Origin of the sequence: Sphingopyxis sp. BE235 (assembly GCF_031457175.1) — a bacterium.
Taxonomy (GTDB): domain Bacteria; phylum Pseudomonadota; class Alphaproteobacteria; order Sphingomonadales; family Sphingomonadaceae; genus Sphingopyxis.
The window spans coordinates 334,330-352,780 of the sequence record NZ_JAVDWC010000004.1; the positions used below are offsets into that span (position 1 = coordinate 334,330).

Below are 18,451 nucleotides of genomic sequence, written 5' to 3' on the forward strand. Positions count from 1 at the left end.
CGACAAGGGAAAACCTGTTGCGGTGCGTATCATCTGTTGAACAGCCTTTGCATCGCGTTCGGCTTCACAGCTCGACGCTTGTTTTGAGGGAGATAGACGATGGAGCGTTTTCGAAACTTCGATTTCCGGAAGCACATGCCTAGCTTGGCGTTCACGCTCCTGGCCGTTGCCGTCATAGCTGGCGCTGGAGCAATCACCGTCTATCTCGGCCTGTACAATATAGCGGCCGATGCACCTCATAGCCGACTGACTTACAGCGTCATCGAAACATTCAGGGAGCAATCCATCGCAGCCCGGTCCGGATCGATCGCGGTGCCGGCGGATTTGGCGGCTCCGGCGCGGATCGCATCGGGCGCCGGACTATACACGGAGATGTGCAGCGGCTGCCATCTGGCGCCCGGAATGGAAAAAACCGAAATGAGTCAGGGGCTGTATCCGCAAGCGCCCATCTTGTTCAAAGGTTCGGATCGTTCTGCCTCGGAGCAATTCTGGATCATCAAGCATGGCATCAAGATGACCGCCATGCCGGCCTGGGGGAAAACGCATGATGATCGTCTCATCTGGGATATGGTCGCGTTTGTCCGAAAACTCCCTGGCCTGTCGCCGGCACAATATCAGGCTATTACGCAGAATGCGCCAATGGACCATGACGCGATGATGAAGGGCATGACAGAGGCGGAAGGCGCGAGTCAGAAACCAAGCGGAGCGGGCGAACACGCAGGGCACTGAGGTCGTCGACAATTATGCAGCGCCGGGCGTGAACGGGCTCGTTTCGACCTTCCATTCCCGCCCACCTTGCCGGTGGGACGGAAGGTTTCGCCTTTCGCTAAGGGCCGGATCGAGCGAACTGTCTTGGCCGGCAAGCCGCAGGTGGAAAACAGCAATTCGGAATGGATCAAGCGGGGGCTATAAACATGAAGCGCGATCTTGTTCGCGAACTGATCGAGCGCTGGCGCGGCGATTCCGGCTCGACCTATCAAAGCTGGTTCCTGTGGGAGGAACGACTGAAGAATTTTCGGTCGATCAGAAGAGGAATCTCGCAGGTCGTCGCCGAAATTGAGGCCGGCACCTTCGGAGCGGCATATCGGGGCTCGTCATTGGAGATCATTGTTCATTCAATCGCCGAGCAACGACAGATTTTCAAAGGTGCGGATCATGCTTTCTTGTGGAAGCCCAAACTCCGAATCCCGGACATCTACGAGAACGCCGACAATCAACGAGCTTTTGGCAGACTTCTTCACCATTGCTCCTGTTGCGATACCGCCGAGGAGGTCGTCGCCGGGATCCTCGCAATCGACAGACAGAAGATCAAGGGGTTGGGTCCTGCGGTAGCCAACATTCTCTATTTTCTGCATCCCACCCTTGTGCCTCCGTTCAATACGGCAATCGTAAAGGGCTACAACGCGCTGACGGGTGCGAATGTGAAGCTTGGCAGCTGGGAGCATTTTCTCGCGATGCGCGCGGGCATTCTGGATCTCAACGATTGCTACCGGGATCTTCTCTCCAACGATTTGGGCGCGATAGGAGGGCTGCTGTTCGATATCGGATCGGGACGGTTTCCAGCCCCACCGCTCAGCGGTTCGAGCGAAAATGCTCGCGATTGGATGGCCTTGCTGAATGAAACGCGCTCACAGTCCGACAAGTTCGATAAGGGGCTTGCAAATCAGAAAGAGAGCGACCGGACGCATAGCGAAGTCCAATCCTGGCTTCGGGACCTCGGCCTTGCACTTGGATATGACGTCTGGGTAGCGGCAAATGACCGGGGGCGCCTTCATGAGGGTGTACCGCTCGGGTCTCGATGCCTCGATAGCTTGCCGCATGCCATCGCAACCGCTCAAGGAAGCGATGCCATAAGACTGATCGACATCTTATGGCTCGAGCAATCGACGGCTACGGTCGCGGCGGCATTCGAAGTCGAGCATTCGACATCCATTTATTCCGGAATTGTCCGCATGCTTGATCTCGCGCTGAGCAGCGAGAATCTTCATTTGTCGACGCCACTTTTCCTGGTTGCACCCGATGCGCGAGAAGCCGATGTCCGCGCTCAGCTCCGACGCCCGGCTTTCAGCCGGATCGGTGATCTCGACATTTCCTACCTGCCCTACGCCGAGCTCGAACAGAACAGGGTCGCCATTGCCCGCTTCGGTACGGGCCTGAAGGCGATCAAGGCGATCTCCCATCCATTGCCGTGAGGCAGCCGACGACGCGTAGGCCTCCGAAAGCAGTTGGTCTTCGCATCCTCGCGGCGTCACAGGGAAAGCCGGGCATCGAAATCGCGCGCGCTACCGACGTTCAGGATGGGACTAGCCCGTATCTGTTCGTGCCATCTTACTGTCCGGCTCATCGTGCCATCAGCAGGGCCGTTCAAGTAACGGCGCCGGTGAGAACAGGGACATATCATGTCCTGCGTTCAGAGGAAGTATTCCCCCCGGGCGCAAGCGCCCAGGGGGACCGACGACCGTAGGGGAGTCGCCGGGGGACCTCGCAGGACGAGGAACCTCAGAAAAAGTAGCGCAGCTGCAATCCGTACTGGCGCGGCTCGCCGTAGATGTAGAGCGGAAGAGTAGGGTTCGAGACACCCGTCGCGTCCGTCCCGATCGTACTATAGCTCACATAGCGCTCGTTGGTGAGATTTCGGCCATAAAGCGCAATTTCCCACGCTTCGCTCGCCGGCTGCCATGCGACACGCCCATTTATAAGGGTCGTGGCGTTTCCGGAAAAAAGCGGATTGTTGCTGGGCTTGAAAAAGATGCTGTCGCGCCAGGAGATATCGGTCCGTAATGTCAGCATTCCGCCGCCCAGGGAGGCCTTATATTCTCCGCCGAGAGTGATGTTCCACTTCGGCGCGTTCGGCAGCCGCTTGCCCTTGAGGCTTGCGCCGACGTCGTCAAAATAGACATCGTAGCGCGCATCGAGATAAGCGATCGTGGATGTAAGCGTCAGGCGATCGAACGGCCGTGCCATCAGTTCCGCTTCAACGCCCTTGATCGTCGCCTTGCCGGCGTTGGTGGTACTGGCAACGCCATTATTATACTCGACCACCTGAAGATTGGTGTAATCATAATAGAAGGCCGAAAAATTAGCTCGAAGCCGGCGATCGAGGAGCGTCGACTTCAAGCCGACTTCGTAGCTCCAGACATACTCCGGGAGGAAAGGCCGCCCGTCTCCCAGCTGGAATCCACCCGATTTGAACCCGCGGGTTGCCGACGCATAAGCCATGACGTCATCGGCAAGGTCGTAATCGATCCCAATTTTCGGAGTCCAGGCGGTCCAGGATGATTTGGGCTGACCGGCATCGACCTGATTTCCGTTCAGCAGGACACGATATCCGAAATCCTTTTTTTCGTATGAGTATCGAAGCCCTCCGGTCAATCGCAGGCGGTCGATGAGTTCGTAGCTTGCTTGTCCGAAGAGCGCGAATGCATTCGTCGTATTGTTTTCCGGGATCGCGAGCCGACGACCCGGTTCGATGATCCGTATTTCGTCATTGCCCTTTTCGTTGAGATAGAAGGCCCCGACGATCCAGCGCAGCTTGTCTGCATCATTGTTGAGCAGTTGGAACTCCTGCGTGAAGCTGCGAGAGCGTTCGAAAAACTCGATATCGCGGAGGAAGAGGTCGGTCGAGTCGACATCGAGCGCCTGGACGACCTTGCTCTTGCGCAGCGCAGTGATCGAGCGGATCGTGACCGGACCACCATCCCAGTTCATCGTCGAGGACACGCCCCAAGCATCGACGTCGTAACGCGGCACGCGGTCGAGCGCGGCTTCTTTGTCATTGGCCGGGATCGTCGCCCCCGCATCGATGAAGCCTTGCGGATAAAAGGGCCGGACAGACCGTGCGCCAGTCTCGCGATCGCGGCTGGCATCCGCCCGCAGCACGATCTCAAGACGGTCGCTAGCGTCGATCGCAAGCGTCAGTCGTCCGGCGAGATTGTCTTCATTCTGGTATCGCCGTCCCGAAACGATGTCGCGGTAGATGCCGTCACGCTGGTTGGCAAGCAAGGTGAGACGGCCTCGGACGCCCGCTCCGAGCGGCCCCGAAATCGTGCCACTAAGCGAGCGCTTCTCATAATTTCCGACTGTGAGCCCCAGCGCGCCGGTCAAATCCTCCGTTGGCATCTTGGAGATGATGTTGAGCGTGCCGCCGGCGGAGTTGCGACCGAAGAGAACGCCCTGCGGACCGCGCAGAACCTCGATGCGTTCAACGTCGAACAAATCCTGATAGCTCGTCGTCGGACGCGAGATGTAGACACCGTCGTAATGGACCGTCGTGCTGGGATCGGTCGCAACGCCGAACGCGGAGGTGCCGATTCCACGAATATTGATGATCGCCATGGAATCGTTGGTGATCGACACGCCCGGCACGAAAAATTGCAGGTCTTCGACGTTGGATATGCCCGTTGCCGTAAGCGCCTCGCCGGTCATCGCTGTGACCGAGACGGGAACAGACTGCAAATTTTCCTCGCGCTTCTCGGCCGTTACGATGATCTCCGCGAGGCCTTCCGACTGGGCTTCCTGAGCCTGCACAGGCATTGCGAACGCCATCGCAATCGCCGCGAGCGAAGTTCGCTGCATTGTGCGCTTCTTTAACGAGCAACAGTATAGATTGTTCACTACGCTTCCCCTGTTTCGAAGAACTGCGCCGTCGCGCAGCTCAAATGAGTTTCGGGGAAGTCGAGGACAAAAACATGCATGCCCGGAAACCGCTGTTTACGGCTTCCGGGTTCAAACACCCAACATCCCCTACTGAGATTGATTACGCACCAGAACGCCCCATCCCTCAAAAAATGGTACAGAGGACGTTTGACCGATGGAATTGGGCTCTCCGATTTGTCCGGCTTGCCAGAATGAAGTTGACGCGGAATGCGCCAAGGATCATGCTTTCGTCATGAAGCGCCGCTTCTCGCTCCTGCTCCTTCTCGGAGCCTTGCTGGGTCTCTTGGCCCAGGAAGCGGCGTTCGCTTCAGCGATGCCGATGCCCGACACGGCCATCACCGCGTCCGCAATGAGCGACGAATGCGCGGAGATGATGGGCATCGACAAGTCGCAGGACAAGAGGCCCTGCCAAGGTCTCACGCTCGACTGCATTGCCAAGATGGGCTGCGCGCTTCCGCCCGCCGTCGTATCGCCGGCTATGCCGCTCGAAACGAAAGCGCATGTCCCGGGCTTGCTCGATCCGCTTCCTGTCCGGCGGCTCGCTGGCAGAACATTCGGCCCCGAACCCGATCCACCTCTATCCCTCGGCTGAACTGCAAAAGGCGAACCGCGCTTCCGGCGCGCCTTTCCTAGCTTTTCAACCGAGGAATTCGACATGAAACCTATTTTTGCTCTTGCCGCACTCGCGGCCGCAACGCTTGCCGCTCCCGTTTTCGCACAGGAAGCGCCGGGGGGCCATTATGAATGGCAGACCCGCCAGGTGCCGGGACCGAACAAGTCCAATACCACCTCGCGGGTCCGCGTCTGGGTGAAGGACAAGTCCGCCCAGATGGCCAACTGCGACTGCGACATGATGAAGGCCGATCCGGCCGATTGCATGAAAAAAATGACCGGCGGCCACATGGCGCACCCCGCGGCGTAATATCTCCATCCCCGGCGCCTATGCGCCGGGGATGGCCTCGCCCGATCCAAAAAGGGGGAAATCATGCGCCTTTTCTTTGCGGCAGCCGTGCTTGCGCTGCCCACGGCCCTGCACGCCGAACCGATGTCGCTCGATGATGCGCTTCGGCTGGCGGAAACGCGAGCGCCCGAATTACAAGCCCGAGAAGCCGGGCTCGATGCCGCGCGGTCGGCGGCAATCGCCGCCGACCGGCTTCCCGACCCGAAGCTCAATCTCGCCATCCAGGATTTCCCGGTAACCGGTCCCGATGCGGGCCGGTTCAATCGCGACGATTTCACGATGCAGGTCATCGGCGTCAGCCAGGATTTCCCGAACTCCGCCAAGCGACGCGCACGCGCGACGCGCGCGCAGGCCGATATCGGAATCGCCCGCGCCGACGAGGCAGTTACCGCGCAGGACGTCCGGCTCGCGACTGCGCTTGCCTGGGTCGATCTCTTCTATGCCAAGAAGCGGCTGAAGGAACTCGACCTGCTCGACGCCGGTCTCGGGGATTTGCAAGCAACGGTGACGGCGCGGCTAGCGAGCGGCGCGGCGCGCCCGGCGCAAGCGCTGGAGCCCGATCAGCTTCGCGCCGCGATCAACGACCGCCGCAGCGCGCTCGCCGCCGAGATCGCGCGCGCCCGCGCACAGCTCGCGCGTTTCACCGGCGACCCCGTCGCCGACACGGCGGGCGACCCGCCGCCGCCGACGGTCGACGAGGCGACGCTGCGCGCGGGCATCGACGCCCTGCCAAGGCTGCGGGCGCTCGACGCTCGCGCCATCGCGGCCGATGCCGAAACGGGCCTTGCGCGCGCCGACAAGCGCCCCGACTGGAGCGTCAATGCGGCCTATGGACGTCGCGAGCCCAATTATGGCGACCTCGTCACGCTCGGGGTCACGATCGATCTGCCATTTTTCTCGAAAAAGCGGCAGGATCCCAAAATCGCCGCCCGCGCCAGCGAAGCGACACGCGCGCGCCTCGACCGCGAAGCCGCCAAGCGCGACATCGCGGCGTCGCTCGACGCCGATCTAGCCGATCATCGCATGCACCACGAGCAGTTGACAAATGCACGGTCGCAGCTGGTGCCGCTGGCGAAGAAGCGCGCCGAGCTCGACCTTGTCAGCTACGCCGCCGGAAAGCTCGACCTCGGCACTGCGCTCCTGTCGACACTCGCGCTGGCAGAGGCCGAAGTCGATGCGCTGTCGCGCGAAGCCGAGGTCGCGCGCGACGCGATCCGGATCAACACTATCTATGGGGAGACAGGGCGATGACCGATGCGACGTCAGCGGCGCGGTGGCGCGCCGCTATCCTGGCCGCGGTGCTGATCGCGGGCGGCGGCGGCTATTGGCTGGGACAGCGCGGGGACAGCCATGCGCCGGGGGGAACCCCGGCCGACAGCCGCAAGATCCTCTATTATTACGACCCGATGTTTCCGAACCAGAAGTTCGACAAGCCCGGCAAGTCGCCCTTCATGGATATGCAGCTCGAGCCTAAATATGCCGATGAGGCTGGCGGTTCTGGCACCGGCCCCGGCATCACGGTCGATCCGGCCGCGAGGCAGAGCCTCGGAATACGCGTCGTCGCGGCCGAAATGGGCAGTCTGGCGGCGACCTTCGACGTCAATGGCAGTGTGGATTTCAACCAGCGCGACGTCGCCATCGTCCAGGCGCGCTCGGGCGGCTTCGTCGAGCGCGTCTATCGCCTCGCGCCCGGCGACGTCATCGGCGCCGGCACGCCGATCGCCGACCTGCAATTGCCCGAATGGGGCGGCGCCCAGACCGAATATCTGAGCGTCAAGAAACTCGGACGCCCAGACCTCACTTCAGCGGCACGCCAGCGGCTGCGGCTGATGGGCATGCCCGAAGGGGTGATTGCCGAGGTCGACCGGACCGGACGAACCGGCGGCAGGCTGACGATACGCGCGCCGATCGGCGGCGTCGTCCAGACACTTAATGCGCGCGCGGGCGTCACGCTCGCCACGGGGCAGACGCTCGCCGAAATTTCGGGGCTCGGCACGGTATGGCTCAACGCGGCGCTACCCGAAGCGCAGGCCGGGTTGGTCAACATCGGCCAGCGGGCGACGGCGACCCTTACCGCCTTTCCCGGCGAGAGCTTCGCCGGCAGGGTCGTGGCGATCCTGCCGACGACGACCGCCGACAGTCGGACTCTGACGGTGCGCATTGAACTCGCCAATCGCGGCGGGCGTCTCCGCCCCGGAATGTTCGCGGCGGTAGCGCTCGGCGGCGATGCCAAACCGGCGCTGCTGGTGCCGAGCGAAGCGGTGATCCGCACCGGCACGCGCAGCATCGTGATGCTCGAGAAGGGCGACGGTCGCTATCATCCTGCCGAAGTGGTCGCTGGGCGCGAAGGCGGCGGCAAGACCGAGATATTGCGGGGGCTCGCACCCGGCGAGAAGGTCGTCGCGTCGGGTCAGTTCCTGCTCGATTCCGAAGCGAGCCTGACCGGTCTCACCGTGCGCCCGCTGGAGCCTGCGCAATGATCGCGAAGATCATTCGCGCCTCGGTCGCGGCGCGCGGACTTGTCGTCGCGGCGGCACTGATCCTGACGCTGCTCGGGATCGCCGCGGTCCGCACGACGCCGGTCGATGCCCTGCCTGATCTCTCGGACGTTCAAGTCATCATCCGCACCACTTATGCGGGCCAGGCACCGCGGATCGTCGAGGATCAGGTCACCTATCCGATCACGACGACGATGCTCTCCGTGCCCGGAGCGCGCGTCGTGCGCGGCTATAGCTTCGTCGGCGACAGCTTCGTCTATGTGCTATTCAACGACGGCACCGATCCCTATTGGGCGCGCAGCCGCGTCCTCGAATATCTGAGCCAGGTGCAAAGCCGCCTCCCCGAGGGCGCACGCGCGAGCCTCGGCCCCGACGCAACCGGGGTCGGCTGGATCTATGAATATGCGCTGGTCGACAAGAGCGGCCGCCACGATCTCGCCGAACTGCGCAGCCTGCAGGACTGGTTCCTCCGCTTCGAACTCAAATCGGTCCCTGGCGTCGCCGAGGTCGCGAGCATCGGCGGCATGGTGCGCCAATATCAGATCATCGTCGATCCGCAGAAGCTCGCCGCCTTCGGGGTGACCGCGCCGGAGGTGGCAGACGCCCTCAAGCGCGCCAACCAGGAAAGCGGCGGCGGCAGCCTCGAACTCGCCGAAGCCGAATATATCGTCCGCGCGAGCGGCTATCTGAAGTCGCTCGACGACTTTCGCGCGGTTCCTCTCCGCACTGCAAGCGGCGGAATTCCGGTTACGGTGGGCGACGTCGCAACGGTCCAGATCGGCCCCGACACAAGGCGCGGTATCGCCGAGCTCAACGGCGAGGGTGAGGTCGCGGGCGGCGTGATCGTCATGCGAGAGGGCAAGAATGCCCGCGAGGTTATCGACGGCGTCCGCACCAAGCTCGCCGAGCTCAAGCGCAGCCTGCCGCCCGGGGTCGAGATCGTCACCACTTACGACCGTTCGGGGCTGATCGACCGCGCGGTCGACAATCTGACCTCGAAGCTCGTCGAAGAGTTCATCATCGTCGGGCTCGTCTGCGCGCTCTTCCTCTGGCACGCGCGCTCGGCGCTGGTCGCGATCCTGACCTTGCCGCTCGGCATCCTCATCGCCTTTATCGTCATGCGGCTGCAGGGGCTCAACGCCAATATCCTGTCGCTGGGCGGCATCGCGATCGCGGTCGGCGCGATGGTCGACGCAGCCGTGGTGATGATCGAAAATGCCCACAAGCATCTCGAACATTGGGAGCGCGATCATCCGGGCGAGGACTTGAAGGGCGCCGAACGCTGGCGCGTGATCACCGAGGCCGCCGCCGAAGTTGGGCCGGCGCTCTTCCTCAGCCTCCTCATCATCACCTTCTCGTTCATCCCGATCTTCACGCTCGAGGGCCAGGAAGGGCGACTCTTCGCGCCGCTCGCATTCACCAAAACCTATGCGATGGCCGCGGCCGCGATACTCTCGATCACGCTGGTTCCGGTGCTGATGGGCTGGCTGATCCGCGGCCGGATCCCCGCCGAACAGGCCAATCCGATCAATCGCTGGCTGACCCACGCCTATCGGCCGGCACTCGACTGGGTGCTGGCCCGCCCCAAAAAGGCGCTCGCGATCGCCGGCCTCGTCTTCGCCACCAGCCAGTGGCCGATGACCCAGATCGGCGGCGAGTTCATGCCGCAGATGCGCGAAGGCGACCTGCTCTACATGCCCTCGGCGCTTCCCGGCATTTCAGCGGCGCGCGCGTCGAGCCTGCTCCAGCAAACCGATCGGCTGATCAAGACGGTGCCCGAGGTCGAGAGCGTGTTCGGCAAAGCAGGGCGCGCCGACACCGCGACCGACCCGGCGCCCCTAGAGATGTTCGAAACGACGATCCGCTTCAAACCGAAAGAGCAATGGCGTCCCGGCATGACCGAGGAAAAGCTGGTCGAGGAACTCGATGCGCGCGTCCGCGTTCCGGGGCTCGCCAATTTCTGGATTCCCCCGATCCGCAACCGCATCGATATGCTCGCGACCGGGATCAAGAGCCCGGTAGGTATCAAGGTCGCGGGATCGGATCTGGCGGCGATCGACCAGACCGCCAAACGCATCGAAACGGTCGTGAAGACCGTGCCCGGCGTCGCCTCGGCGCTGGCCGAACGGCTGACCGGCGGGCGCTATATCGATGTCGACATCGATCGCGCCGCGGCGGCGCGCTACGGCCTCAATGTCGCCGACGTGCAGTCCATCGTCTCCGGCGCGATCGGCGGCGAGACGATCGGCCAGACCATCGAGGGGCTCGCGCGCTACCCGATCAGCGTCCGCTATCCGCGCGAGCTGCGCGACAGTATCGGCGAACTCGCTAGCCTGCCGATCCTGACGCCTTCGCGCCAGCAAATCACGCTCGGCACCGTCGCCAGCGTGAAGGTGAGCGACGGCCCGCCGATGCTGCGCAGCGAGAATGGGCGTCCGGTAACCTGGATCTATGTCGACAGCCGCGGCCGCGACCTGCAGGGGCTGGTGCAGGACATGCAGCAGGCTATCGAGCGCGACGTCAAGCTGCCGCCGGGCGTCAGCGTCTCCTACACTGGACAGTTCGAGTTCCTCGTCCGCGCGACCGAACGGATGAAGATCGTGGTGCCGGTCACGCTCGCGATCATCTTAGTCCTGCTCTATCTGACCTTCCGCCGCTGGGACGAGGCTTTACTCATTATGGCAAGCTTGCCCTTCGCGCTCACCGGCGGCCTGTGGCTGCTCTATCTGCTCGGCTATAACCAGTCGGTTGCGAGCGCAGTCGGGTTCATTGCGCTCGCTGGCGTCGCCGCCGAGTTCGGGGTCGTGATGCTTATCTATCTCAAACAGGCGCTCGCCGCCCGCGACGACGGCGACATCAAGGCCGCGGTCCGTGACGGTGCGCTGCTGCGCGTGCGGCCCAAGGCGATGACCGTCGCAGTCATCCTCGCCGGCTTGTTCCCGATCCTCGTCGGGACCGGGACGGGTTCGGAGGTGATGAGCCGGATCGCAGCGCCGATGGTCGGCGGCATGCTCACCGCGCCGCTCTTGTCGATGTTCATCATTCCCGCCGCCTATCTGCTCATGCGGAGACGCGCGGCAAATCCCATTCAACCCGAAGGAGAAGCGACATGAAGAAATCTGTCACATTCGCGCTGGGCCTCGCGCTCACCGCAGGACTTGCCGCTTGCGGCCAGCAAGGCGAAACCTCGAAACCGGCCGAAGACGCGGCCGCGCCCGCGAAGGATGTCGGCGCCATGGCGATGCCGGCCGAAACCAGGCACGGCAAGGGCACGGGAAGCGTGACCGCAATCGACACCGCGGCCGGGGAGGTCACCCTCGATCATGGCGCGATCGCCGAACTCGATTGGCCGGCGATGACGATGGGCTTCGCCGCGCCGCAGAAGCTGCTGGAAGGTCTGGCGGTCGGAGACCGGGTGAGTTTCGAGCTCGACTGGAACGGCAAGGCGGGAACGATCACGCGGATTGAAAAGATGAAATAGACGGTGGCGGCGGGCGGCAGGAACCTCAACCGCCCGCGGTCGCGAAAAGAGCGCTCGCGCTCCTGACGAGCATATAGGCTGCGACCGTGAAGATAAGGCCGGCGAAGATCGCGGTCAGCGCCCCCCGGCTCGATAATTGACGCGCGGCGCGTGTCCCGGCGATACCGCCGGCGAGTCCCCCGGCGATGAAGACTGCGGCCAGCGGCCAGTCGATCAATCCCGACACCGCATAGCTCAGCGCCGTGGTCAGCCCGAAGGCGGTGACCGCGACGAGGCTGGTGCCGACCGCGTTGAGGATCGGCATCTTCGTAGAGGCGATCAGCCCAGGCACGATCAGGAACCCGCCGCCGATACCGAAAAATCCCGAAAAGCCCCCGGTGCCGAGACCATAGCCGAGCACTTTCGGCGCATTATGGCGATTGCAGGCGGCCCCCTCGATGCCGGGATTGTCTCGCCCGCGCAGCATCAGCACGCCTACGACGAGCATCAGCAACGCGAAGAGGAAGAGCAGTTTCTGCCCGTCGATCGCCTTGCCGATGGTCGAGCCTGCGAGCGCGCCGACGATGCCGCTCCCCGCATAGAGAAAGCCGCAGCGCCATTTGACCGTCCCGGCGCGTGCATGCTGCGCGAGCCCCGAGGCCGCGTTGGCGGCAACCGCGAGCGCGCTCGTCCCGATCGCTACATGCGGGCTCGCGACCCCGACGAGATAGACCATCAGCGGCACTGCGAGAATCGAGCCGCCACCGCCGACAAGGCCGAGGGTGAAGCCGACGATGCCGCCCGACAGGCCGCCGAGCAGATATTGAAGCGTGTCGAGCGTCACGCCCCCGAACCGATCGGCGCCGGCGCCGCGAGCCACTCGCGGCCGCGCAGCATGCCGTGCCAGTAGACCGGCGGTAGAATCTTTTCCTTGAGCAGCCAGGAGATGCGCGACGGCCGCGTGCCCTCGATCATCCATTTGGGAAAGGTCGGGAGCAATTTCCCGCCATAGCCGAATTCGGCGAGGACGATCTTCCCCGCTTCGACGGTCAGCGGGCAGCTCCCATAACCGTCATAAGCTGCCACTGGCGGAGCGCCATCGAGCGCGGCGAGCGCGTTGAGCGCCACGACAGGCGCCTGTTTGCGCGCGGCGGCCGCAGTCTTGGCGTTGGTGGTTGCAGCGACATCCCCGAGCGCGAAGACATTGGCGTACACACTATGGCGGAGCGTCGCCTCGTCGACCGCGACGAAGCCGGAGGGCGCCGCGAGCGGGCTCGATGCGATAAATTCGGGGGCGACCTGCGGCGGGACGACATGGATCATGTCGAAGCGTTCCTCGACCCGGCGGACGGCGTCGCCGCGACGCTGCTCGAAGAGCGCGACTTTTGCCGGCCCGTCGATCGACACGAGACGCGATTCTAGCTGCAGATCGACGGCGTAGCGCGCGATATAGGCTTCGAGCGCAGGCACATAGGCGGCGACCCCGAACAGCGACGGCGTCGCCGTATGGAACTGCACCTCGGCCTGCCCGAGCAACCCGGCGCGCTCCCAGCGGTGGCACGAGAGATACATCGCCTTCTGCGGGGCGCCCGCGCATTTGATCGGCATCGGCGGCTGGGTGAACAGTGCACGGCCGCCGCGAAAACGGCGCACCAGACGGTCGGTATAGGGCGCAAGATCGTATCGATAGTTGGACGTTACGCCGTCCGCGCCGAGCGCTCCGGCGAGCCCTGGGATCGCGTCCCAGTCGAGCTTGAGCCCCGGACAGACGATGAGCGCGCGATAGCCGAGCACGCGCCCATCGGCGAGCGTCACCCGGTCGCTCGCGGGATCGAAGGATGCCGCCGCGCCGCGGACCCATTCGGCGCCTGCTGGGATCAGCCCCGCTTCGTCGCGCCGGGTTGCCTCGGCCGCAAAAATGCCGCCGCCGACCATCGTGAACCCGGGCTGGTAATAATGATCCGCGCATGGCTCGACGATCGCGATCGACACCCCGGGACGGCGGCGCAGGATGCTCGCTGCGGTCGCGATCCCCGCGCTGCCGCCACCGATCACGATGATATCATAATGCGCGACACTACCATCGGCGCCGCGCGCCGACGCCATACCGGCAAGCTGCTCGGAGCGCGCGCCTGAGCGGCAATAGGCCAGAACCGGCGCCGGGAGGTCGGCGAGCGCTCGGGCCATTGTGGCGACATCGCCTTCATCGATCCCGCCCGACATGACGGGAATATGCACGAAGCGAAGGCCGTGCGCCTCTGCAGCAGCGGCGATCGCCGCTGCCGTCGGCTGCCCTGCTTCCTCGCCATCGGGGCGATTGCAGACGATCGAGCGGAACCCCGACGCGGCGAGCGCGACGACATCGGCCGGGTCGATCTGCGGCGACACGCTGAGTGCTGGGGTCAGGCTCCTGATGGTCATTGTTTCTCCATTCGGGGAAAGGTGTCGGCGCTCACAGCCGATCGATCGGTATCTTGAGATAGGCGACGCCATTGTCCTCCGCGGGCGGCAAGCGCCCCGCCCGCATATTGACCTGTATCGAAGGCAGCAGCAGCCGAGGCATCGCGAGTTCGGTATCGCGCGCGCGGCGGCGAGCGACGAACTCGTCTTCGGAGATACCATCGCGCGCGTGGACGTTTGCGGCACGCTGCTCGGCGACGGTCGTTTGCCAGCGGTGCTCCTGCCGCTCCGCGGTCAGATAGTCGTGGCACATGAAGAGCGGCGTATCGCCGGGGAGCTCAAGGATGCGGCGGAGCGACCGGAACAGAAAAACAGCATCGCCGCCCGGAAAATCAGCGCGCGCCGAGCCGTAATCGGGCATGAACATCGTGTCGCCGACGAACACCACATCGCCGATCACATAAGCAACACAAGCTGGCGTATGACCGGGAACATGGAGCACGGTAACTGGCAGTTCGCCAATTGCGAAACGGTCGCCATCGGACCAGAGACGATCGAAATCCGAGCCATCACGGCGAAATTCGGGTCCGGCGTTGAAGATGTCGCCGAACACAGCCTGAACGTCCCGGATATGCTCGCCGATCGCGATCGCGCCGCCGAGCCTTTCCTTGATCCAAGCTGCTGCCGAGAGATGATCGGCATGCGCGTGGGTCTCCAAAAGCCAGTCGATCGCGATGCCCTCGGCGCGGACATACTCCATGATCGCTTCGGCCGAGGCGGTCGAGGTACGCCCGGCAGCTGCGTCATAGTCTAGCACACTGTCGATCACCGCGCCGCGCTTCGTGCGCCGATCATGGACCAAATAGCTGATCGTCGAGGTCTCGGGATCGAAGAAGCCGCGCACCGCCGCCGTATCTTTCGCTATCGACATAAGCTGATGCCGTGCAGCCGCGAGCGGGACATCCGCTGCTAAAGTCCATGCAGCCCGGTCCTCCTCCATGATCAGCGAATACTCCTTCCAGGAACAGCGGACGCGCGATTCTGAGCAAATGCATCCGCTCTCAATAGAAAGAGACGCAGCGAAACGAGTTTACCCCACTCCTATATTGCCCAACCGAGTCTGACACGGATGGAGCAAGGATCGCTCGCTTTGCGGCAGACCGCCGTAAGCGGCGCCGCGCGGGAATCAGTAAAAGCGAAGATTGTCGATTTCGCCCCATGAACTTGCGCCCGCCTCGCGCTGGACGACGACACCGACCTGCACGAGATCGTCGCCGCGCCAGGACGGCGCATCGCCGCGGCCGGGGCGCGTCGCCACGAGCGCGGAGAAGGGCACGCGCAGCTCGGACCAGCCTTCCTTCGCTTCGATCGGCGCGGTGAATTCGCCTGCGAGCGTGTTGACCACGAGGAGATAGCGGCCGGCGCCGCGCATATCGAGCCGGACGCCTGCGAACTTGCGCGCATCGACCGGACGGACCGAACCACGGCTCAAGGGCACGAGGATGCCGCCCTCGGGCTTGTCCTTGAGCGACATCTGCACCGCGAAGGCAAGCGCCGAGCCGTCGCCGCCCGCGTGGGTCACGCGGTTGGTGACCACCGAGGAACGCTCGACGCCGCCATCCATGTCGGTGAGGCGGAGCGTGTCGAGCGAGCTCCGTCCATCGGCGCGTTCGAAATCGTCGATCAGCGCCTCAGCGGGCAACGCCGGGAGCGTCGTGGCGAGGTTGCCCGCGGGCAGCTTCACCCCGGCGCCATGGACGAGCTTGCCGTCGACGAAAACACGGTCGATCTTCTCGACATCGCCGATCGCTTCCCACGGCTTGCCGTCGATGAGCACAAGATCGGCGCGCTTGCCCTTCTCGATCGTGCCGCGGTCGGCCGAAAGTCCGAGCGCGAGCGCGCTATTCGACGTGCCCGCGAGCAGCGCCGCCTTCGGCGTGAGGCCAGCCGCAACGAGCAATTCCATTTCCTGGAGCGTCGAGACGCCGTGCTTCGCACCGCCGATCCCCGCGTCGGTCCCGACCGCGATCGTGACGCCGGCCGCGTGGAGATTGCGGACATTCTCTTCGGCGAAGCCATATTTGCGAATGCGCAGGCGCGTCGCGGCATCGTCCTTGCGCCCGGGGCCGATCTCGTCGGGCTTCAGCTGATAGATGGCGAGCGTCGGGGCGTAGAAGGTGCCCGCCTTCTTGATCCGGGCGATCGCGTCGGCATCGAGCACGCCGTCCTGGATGCTGTGCGCGATCACGTCGATGCCGGCGTCGGCGGCGAGCTTGCCGCGTTCGACGGTCACCGTATGAGTGAGCACGCGCTGGCCATGCTTGTGCGCCTCGTCGGCGAGTGCGGCGAGGGTCTCGACGTTCATCGAGGTTTCCTCGGGCAGCTGGCCGTAGCGCCAGCCGTCGGCGAAAGCCTTGATATAGTCGGGGCGATAGGGCTGGAGCGCCTGCACCTCGCGCCGCGCGCTCTCGGCGGTCGCGACCCATTTGGTGGTATTGGTGTCACCCCAGTCGGCGCCGTGGCCGCCCGGCGTGCTCATGCGCGCGACGAAGTTGACGTGCGGCGCGTAGATGTCGGCGAGCCAGGCGCGGCGCGGCGCGAAGGCTTCGGGCTGCTGGTGGAAGTCGTTCACGGTCGTCACGCCGCTCGAGAGGTAAGCGTTGGCGATTTGCGGCAGCGCGGCGGGCGAGCCCGACGGCGACCAGTGCGTATGGACGTCGATGAAGCCCGGGAGCAGCGCCTTGCCGTCGGCACGCACTATCTTCGCGCCCTTGGGAGCCTTGACGTCAGCTCCGACCGCATCGATCCGGCCACCCCGCACGACGACGGTGCCGCGATAGGGATCCTTGCCCGTGGCATCGAAGATCGTCGCGCCGGTGATCGCGACCAGCTCGCCGCCCGGTTCGGCGAGTACCGACTGGCTCGCCCAGCCAAGCCCGGCGGCGAGCGCCGTTCCCGCTACGATCATCTTCCGAAAACTGGCCACGCGCGTCTCCTCGATTGTCTGATTGTCGCCCTGCCCTGCTTTGACGCAGCGGCGGTAGATATCCCCACCAGCCTGTTCGGTCCGCGCCCGCCATGTCGCAACAATATGCGCTTGTCGACCGCATTGCTGCTGCGGAACCGCGCCGCACTTGCGTCTCTGCTTCCTGTACGCCCCGGCCGGGGCGAAGCCGGAACGGGACAGTCATGAACAGAGCTTTCGCCTTCATCCTCATCTTCGCCATGGTCGCCGGGATTGCGGCGGGCTGGTTCGTGAATTCGCATTACCCGGCCGCAAGAGCCGCCGAAATCGCCGACAATCTCTCGATCCTTACCGACCTCTTTCTGCGGCTCATCAAGATGATCATCGCGCCGCTCGTCTTCGCGACCCTCGTTGCTGGGATCGCGCATATGGAAGACGCCGCCGCGATCGGCCGCGTCGGCGCGAAGACGATGGGCTGGTTCATCGGGGCCTCGATCGTGTCGCTCTCGATCGGGCTCGTCATGGTCCACCTGCTCCAGCCGGGCGCGAGCCTCGCGCTCGACCTGCCGACAACCGGCGCTGAAGGCCTCGTCGCGACCGGCGACTTCTCGCTCAAGCAATTCGTCACCCACCTCATCCCGCAATCGATCGTCCAGGCGATGGCCGAGAACGAGATCCTCCAGATCGTCGTCTTCTCGGTCCTCGTCGGCTCGGCGGTGGCCGCCATCGACGACAAGGCTCCCGCCGTGCTCGCCCTCGTCGAGCAGGTCGCCGCGATCATGCTCAAGGTAACCGGCTTCGTGATGAAGACCGCCCCGGTCGCAATCTTCGCCGCGCTCGCCTCGACCGTCGCGACGCAGGGCCCCGGCGTCCTCGTGACCTATGCGGGCTTCGTCTCGGGCTTCTATCTCTCGCTCGGCGCGCTCTGGCTTGTGCTTTTCCTCGCCGCGCTCGCGATCATCGGCACGCGCGCCTTCGGACTGTTCCGCGGCATCCGCACTCCGGTGCTCCTCGCCTTTTCGACCGCCAGCTCGGAAGCCGCCTATCCGAAGACGATGGAGGAGCTCGAGAAGCAGGGCGTCAACCGCCGCATCGTCTCCTTCGTCCTGCCGCTGGGCTACAGCTTCAATCTCGACGGCTCGATGATGTATTGCACTTTCGCGGTGCTCTTCATCGCGCAGGCCTATGGCATTGACATGAGTATCGGCCAGCAGATCACGATGCTGCTCCTGCTCATGGTGACGTCGAAAGGCATGGCGGGCGTCCCGCGTGCCTCGCTCGTCGTGATCTCGGCGACACTCGCCTACTTCAAACTGCCCGAGGCCGGGCTGCTCCTGATCCTCGCGGTCGACCATCTGCTCGACATGGGCCGCTCGGCGACCAACGTCGTCGGCAATTCGGTCGCTGCCGCCGTCATCGACCACTGGGAAGGCCGCAGAATGGCGCGCGAAGCGGCTGCCGGCGAGCCCGTACCCACCGAACAACTACCCTCTCTCGCAACCAAGGAGTGA

Annotated in this window: 14 protein-coding genes; 9 read left to right on the forward strand and 5 right to left on the reverse strand. The window is 64.1% G+C overall.

Annotated features, from left to right (window positions below; translation table 11 throughout):
* The first annotated feature begins 99 nt into the window (after window positions 1–99).
* Entirely contained in the window at window positions 100–729 is a 630-nt protein-coding gene (locus J2X38_RS17935) for a cytochrome c (RefSeq protein ID WP_077031249.1), read from the forward strand.
* 185 nt (window positions 730–914) lie between these two features.
* Window positions 915–2,192 (forward strand): hypothetical protein, encoded by a 1,278-nt coding sequence (locus tag J2X38_RS17940; RefSeq protein WP_011542709.1) that lies wholly within the window; start codon window positions 915–917, stop codon window positions 2,190–2,192.
* Window positions 2,193–2,499: 307 nt separating this feature from the next.
* On the opposite strand, the gene J2X38_RS17945 is transcribed toward J2X38_RS17940, so the two are convergent.
* Window positions 2,500–4,575, reverse strand: a complete 2,076-nt coding sequence (locus tag J2X38_RS17945; protein WP_077031250.1) for a TonB-dependent receptor — start codon at window positions 4,573–4,575, stop codon at window positions 2,500–2,502.
* Window positions 4,576–4,888: 313 nt separating this feature from the next.
* Between J2X38_RS17945 and J2X38_RS17950 the strand changes: the two genes are divergently transcribed.
* From J2X38_RS17950 to J2X38_RS17975, 6 genes are all read left to right on the forward strand, one after another.
* A complete protein-coding gene (locus J2X38_RS17950; protein ID WP_053556385.1) occupies window positions 4,889–5,248 on the forward strand; it encodes a hypothetical protein in 360 nt (119 codons plus the stop codon).
* A 63-nt stretch (window positions 5,249–5,311) separates the two neighbouring features.
* Window positions 5,312–5,578 carry a hypothetical protein gene (locus J2X38_RS17955; RefSeq protein WP_053555658.1) on the forward strand — a complete coding sequence of 89 codons (267 nt, stop codon included), beginning with the start codon at window positions 5,312–5,314 and terminating at the stop codon, window positions 5,576–5,578.
* 63 nt (window positions 5,579–5,641) lie between these two features.
* Window positions 5,642–6,868 (forward strand): TolC family protein, encoded by a 1,227-nt coding sequence (locus J2X38_RS17960; protein WP_077031251.1) that lies wholly within the window; start codon window positions 5,642–5,644, stop codon window positions 6,866–6,868.
* Window positions 6,865–8,097, forward strand: a complete 1,233-nt coding sequence (locus J2X38_RS17965; RefSeq protein ID WP_077031252.1) for an efflux RND transporter periplasmic adaptor subunit — start codon at window positions 6,865–6,867, stop codon at window positions 8,095–8,097. The genes J2X38_RS17960 and J2X38_RS17965 overlap by 4 nt, the downstream gene beginning before the upstream one ends.
* Window positions 8,094–11,228: an efflux RND transporter permease subunit gene (locus J2X38_RS17970; RefSeq protein WP_310256003.1), complete on the forward strand. Its 3,135-nt coding sequence runs from the start codon at window positions 8,094–8,096 to the stop codon at window positions 11,226–11,228. Before J2X38_RS17965 ends, J2X38_RS17970 begins: the two co-directional genes overlap by 4 nt.
* Entirely contained in the window at window positions 11,225–11,596 is a 372-nt protein-coding gene (locus J2X38_RS17975) for a copper-binding protein (RefSeq protein WP_077031254.1), read from the forward strand. The genes J2X38_RS17970 and J2X38_RS17975 overlap by 4 nt, the downstream gene beginning before the upstream one ends.
* Before the next feature lie 25 nt (window positions 11,597–11,621).
* Here J2X38_RS17975 and J2X38_RS17980 read toward each other — a convergent pair whose 3' ends face one another.
* From J2X38_RS17980 to J2X38_RS17995, 4 genes are all read right to left on the reverse strand, one after another.
* Window positions 11,622–12,419 carry a sulfite exporter TauE/SafE family protein gene (locus J2X38_RS17980; protein ID WP_077032448.1) on the reverse strand — a complete coding sequence of 266 codons (798 nt, stop codon included), beginning with the start codon at window positions 12,417–12,419 and terminating at the stop codon, window positions 11,622–11,624.
* The gene (locus tag J2X38_RS17985) at window positions 12,416–13,996 is read right to left on the reverse strand and encodes a bifunctional protein tyrosine phosphatase family protein/NAD(P)/FAD-dependent oxidoreductase (protein WP_067179789.1); all 1,581 of its coding nucleotides are present in this window, start codon (window positions 13,994–13,996) and stop codon (window positions 12,416–12,418) included. The genes J2X38_RS17980 and J2X38_RS17985 overlap by 4 nt, the downstream gene beginning before the upstream one ends.
* 31 nt (window positions 13,997–14,027) lie before the next feature.
* Window positions 14,028–14,906: an MBL fold metallo-hydrolase gene (locus tag J2X38_RS17990; protein ID WP_083455621.1), complete on the reverse strand. Its 879-nt coding sequence runs from the start codon at window positions 14,904–14,906 to the stop codon at window positions 14,028–14,030.
* A 255-nt stretch (window positions 14,907–15,161) separates the two neighbouring features.
* The gene (locus J2X38_RS17995; RefSeq protein ID WP_200905403.1) at window positions 15,162–16,961 is read right to left on the reverse strand and encodes an amidohydrolase family protein; all 1,800 of its coding nucleotides are present in this window, start codon (window positions 16,959–16,961) and stop codon (window positions 15,162–15,164) included.
* 203 nt (window positions 16,962–17,164) lie between these two features.
* Between J2X38_RS17995 and J2X38_RS18000 the strand changes: the two genes are divergently transcribed.
* Window positions 17,165–18,451, forward strand: coding sequence for a dicarboxylate/amino acid:cation symporter (locus tag J2X38_RS18000; protein WP_077031256.1), 1,287 nt, complete (start codon window positions 17,165–17,167; stop codon window positions 18,449–18,451).